Genomic DNA, 3,950 nt, shown 5'->3' on the forward strand with positions numbered 1-3,950 from the left:
GCAGCGGCCTTCGCATCGGCGGGCGCGGCCGAGGCGGGCGCAACCGGCGCCGTGGCGAGCGCGGGAGCCGCGGCAGCGGGCACCTGGACCGTGGCGGTGATCGTGCGCGCGACGCGCACGCGGAGATCGCCCTTCTCAACCTCGATCTCGGTGAGATCGGTCTCGTTCAGCAGTTGCGCGAGTTCGCGGACCAGTTCGGGGTCGATCGGGCTCTTGGTCGCCATGGCGGTTTCACCGTCTTCGTGGTCTTGGATCGGGCGCGGGCGCCCGGAGGGAATGAGGGGATCAGGCCGCCGGCTTCGCCGCCCGCTTCTGCAGAAGCGGCACGATCGCGTCGAAAGCAAGGTCGTAGCTGGCCACGCCGAAGCCGCAGATCACGCCGACGCAGACGGGGGCCATGTAGGAATGGTGCCGAAACTCTTCGCGCGCGTGGACGTTCGAGACATGCACCTCGATGGCGAGCGCGTCCGCTCCCTTGATCGCATCGCGCAGCGCGACAGAGGTGTGCGTGTAGGCGCCGGCATTGATGACGACACCCGCACCGGCGAGCCCGGCCTGCTGGATGAAGGTGACGAGCTCGCCCTCGTAATTGGTCTGCTTGAACACGAGCTCGACGCCGGCGGTCTCCGCCCTCGCCCTCAGCCGCTCCTCGACGCCGGCCAGCGTCACCGCGCCATAGGTGGCGGGTTCGCGGGTGCCGAGCAGGTTGAGATTGGGACCGTTGAGGACGTGGACGGCGACCATGGCGCAGGTGTTTCCGGCGCCGCCCAAGGCGGCGGACGCCGCCCTCATAGACGCTGCGGGCCGGCAGGGGAAGCCTGCCGAAACGTCACGTGCACAGGGCTTTCAGCCGCTGCAGCTCGTCTTGCCGCATTTGCGGACGGCCTCGATCTTCTGCTTGAGGGCCGGGGCACCGACCGCCCCGAACACGACCTCGTCGCCGAGGATGAAGGCCGGCGTGCCGGTGAGGCCGAGCCGGTCGCCCAGCGCGATCGTGTCCTCGATCACGCCCTTGGTCTGGGCCGACTCCATCTCCTTCTTCAGCCGCTCGATGTCGGCTCCCGCTTCCTTGGCGACCTCGAGCGCCTTGGCGCCATTGATCCTGCCCTTGGTCGCCATCAGCTTATTGTGGAAATCGAAGTACTTGGCGCCCTGGAGCTGCGTCATCGCCGCCACCGCGACGCGGCTCGCCTCGACCGAATCGGGGCCCAGGATGGGGAAGTCCTTGATCACGACCTTGAGCTTCGGATCCTCCTTCACCAGCGCCCGAACATCCTCGACCGCCCTTTTGCAGAAGCCGCAATTGTAATCCATGAACTCGATGATGGTGACGTCGCCCTGCGGGTTGCCGACGATCGCCGAACTGGCCGGATCGATCAGGCGCGCCTTCTCGGCGGTGACCGCGCTGCGCTGCGCGTCGGCCTGCGCCACCGCATTGCGCCGCTCGAGCTCGATCAGGGCTTCCTGGATCAGTTCGGGGTTCTGCAGCAGCGTCTCGCGAATCAGCCCGACGACCGCCTTGCGCTGCTCGGCCGTAAGGCCCTGCGACGGTGTCGTGCCCTGCGCCAGAACGGGCGCGGAGGCCGCAGCGAGACCCAGGCCGAGCGCCAGGGCCGGCATCAGGCGGGCGAGCCGCCGGGGCAGGGTGGAAAGGGCCATCTCGTGTTCCTTCTCGGTTCCGGCGCCGCCGGCTCTGATGCTGCGCCGCTTCTCGACGCTCCCGGCGCGGGCGTCAATTCACAGCTTTGCCACCGGTTGCGGGGCAGGGACACCTCGGCTACGCCCGCCCAAACGCCAAATTGCTCGGGACGAGACGATGCCAGACACCGCCACGCCATCCGCCCCCGGCCCGCATGAGATTCTGCAGCCGGCGGCCCGCGCTGCGCGCGTCCAGCCCTTCATCGTCATGGACGTGATGAACCAGGCCGCCGCGATCGAGCGCGCCGGCGGCTCGGTCGTCCATATGGAGGTCGGCCAGCCCTCGGCAGCGACGCCGGCCTCGATCCGCGCCGCGGCGGCGCGCGCACTCGAGGACGGCCGCATCGGATACACCCAGGCGCTGGGCACGGATTCGCTGAGGACGCGCATCGCCAGACACTACGCCGAGGCCTATGGCGTCGATGTGGCGGCCGAGCGCGTCGTGGTCACGACCGGCTCCTCGGGCGGATTTATCCTGGCCTTCCTCGCCTGCTTCCAGCCCGGCGCGCGTATCGCCATCACGGCGCCGGGCTATCCGGCCTATCGCAACATCCTGATCGCGCTCGGGCTCGAGCCCGTGGCGATCGAGGTCGGCCCCGAGACCCGCTTCGCCCTGACGCCGGACCTCATCGCCCGCGCCCATCGCGAGAAGCCGCTGTCGGGCGTGCTGACGATGAGCCCGGCCAATCCGACCGGCGTCGTGATGGCGCCGGACGCCATCGCCGCCGTTGCGGCCGAATGCCGCCGGCTCGGCCTCTGGTACATTTCGGACGAGATCTATCACGGCCTGACCTATGAGCAGCCGGCGACGACGGCGCTGTCGGCCGACCCCGACGCGATCATCGTCAACTCCTTCTCGAAATACTACTGCATGACCGGCTGGCGCGTCGGCTGGCTGATCGTTCCGCAACGGCTCGTCCGCACCATCGAGCGGCTCCAGCAGAACCTCTCGATCTCGGTGCCCTATCTCAGCCAGGTCGCGGGCGAGGCAGCCTTCGAGGCCACCGCCGAATGCGAGGCGATCAAGGCCGGCTATGCGGACAACCGCGCCTATCTGCTGGAGGCGCTGCCGCGGATCGGGCTCGGGGATTTCCTGCCCGTCGACGGCGCCTTCTACATCTATTGCGACATCGGCCGGTATTCCAACGATTCCATGGTCTTCTGCCGCGACGTGCTCAATGGTGCGGGGGTTGCGATCACGCCGGGGCTGGATTTCGACGAAGGCCGCGGCGCCCGCACGGTTCGGCTCTCCTTCGCCGGTTCGCTGGCCGAATGCGAAGAGGCTGTGTCGCGGATGGGCGCCTGGCTCCAAGCACGAACCTAGCCAGCGCTTGCCAAGCTCCCCGCCGCCGCGCCAAATCGCGGGTGACGCTGGGGAGTGTGCGGCTATGGGTTCGGGTTTCGTGGGGGGCAGGTTGATCGCGGCGCTGGCGGCTCTGGGTCTCGTCGTGGCGACGGCCGCGCCGAGCCGAGCCCAGGCTCCCACACAGCCGCCCGTCATCCTGACCCTGTCGGGTGCCGAGACGCCCGACGCCGTCAGCCGCATGGTCGAGGCGCTGGCCCGGGACGGGCGCCAGGTTGAGATCCGGATCGCGGGCACCACACCGGCCAAGGCCGGCCCCGCCGCGCCGCAGCCGAGCGCGACCACCGCGGCCGAGACGACGGAGACGACGATCGACGCGCTCGTCGACCATATCGTCGAGGGCATCGACTACGGCACCGCCTCCGTCCCGCGCATCGCCGAACTGGCTGATGACTGGGAGCGCGCCTGGCGGGTCAACCGGAACGGAACGGCCGGCTTCCCGGCCTCCGCCCGCATCGGCCTGATAGTGCTCCTGGCTCTGGCGGTCGCGGGCGCCTTCCGTCTGGCGACCATCGGCTGGTTCCGCCGCAGGATGCAGCCGGCCTCGACGACCTTCACGGCCCGGCTGATCGCCTCCGCCTGGGGCCTGCTTCAGGATGGGGCGACGATCGTCCTGGCTCTTGCGGTGGCCAGATTCGGCCGCAATCTGTGGCTGCCGGAGACGGACCTCGCCTCGATTGCGCTGACGACGCTTGCCAATGGCGCCGCCATCGGCGCGGCCTATGCCGCCGTCGGCCGCTTCCTGCTTGCGCCTGGCGCCGAGGAGCGGCGGCTGATGCCGATGCCGCGGGCCGAGCGGCATTTCAAGCTGCGTCTGGTCTATGCGGTGGTGACCCCCGTCATCATCGTCGTGCTGCTGCTGGCCGGGCGCGTCGGCTCCGGGCCGCAC

General features: G+C 69.5%; 3 protein-coding genes and 2 pseudogenes. 2 read left to right on the forward strand and 3 right to left on the reverse strand.

Annotated elements, in window-relative coordinates; all coding sequences use genetic code 11:
• The 3 genes and pseudogenes from Q8M82_RS00320 to Q8M82_RS00330 all read right to left on the reverse strand — a co-directional run.
• Positions 1-224, reverse strand: a pseudogene (locus Q8M82_RS00320) (acetyl-CoA carboxylase biotin carboxyl carrier protein); the annotation flags it as partial.
• 61 nt (positions 225-285) lie between these two features.
• Entirely contained in the window at positions 286-744 is a 459-nt protein-coding gene (gene aroQ / locus Q8M82_RS00325; RefSeq protein WP_305689405.1) for a type II 3-dehydroquinate dehydratase, read from the reverse strand.
• Positions 745-846: 102 nt separating this feature from the next.
• Complete coding sequence (locus tag Q8M82_RS00330; protein WP_305689406.1) at positions 847-1,659, reverse strand: DsbA family protein; 813 nt, start codon at positions 1,657-1,659, stop codon at positions 847-849.
• Between the two features lie 157 nt (positions 1,660-1,816).
• Between Q8M82_RS00330 and Q8M82_RS00335 the strand changes: the two genes are divergently transcribed.
• Positions 1,817-3,022 (forward strand): pyridoxal phosphate-dependent aminotransferase, encoded by a 1,206-nt coding sequence (locus Q8M82_RS00335; RefSeq protein WP_305689407.1) that lies wholly within the window; start codon positions 1,817-1,819, stop codon positions 3,020-3,022.
• A 64-nt stretch (positions 3,023-3,086) separates the two neighbouring features.
• Positions 3,087-3,950: pseudogene (locus Q8M82_RS00340) on the forward strand (hypothetical protein); the annotation flags it as partial.

The organism is Allobosea sp. (assembly GCF_030694325.1).
Lineage (GTDB): Bacteria > Pseudomonadota > Alphaproteobacteria > Rhizobiales > Beijerinckiaceae > Allobosea.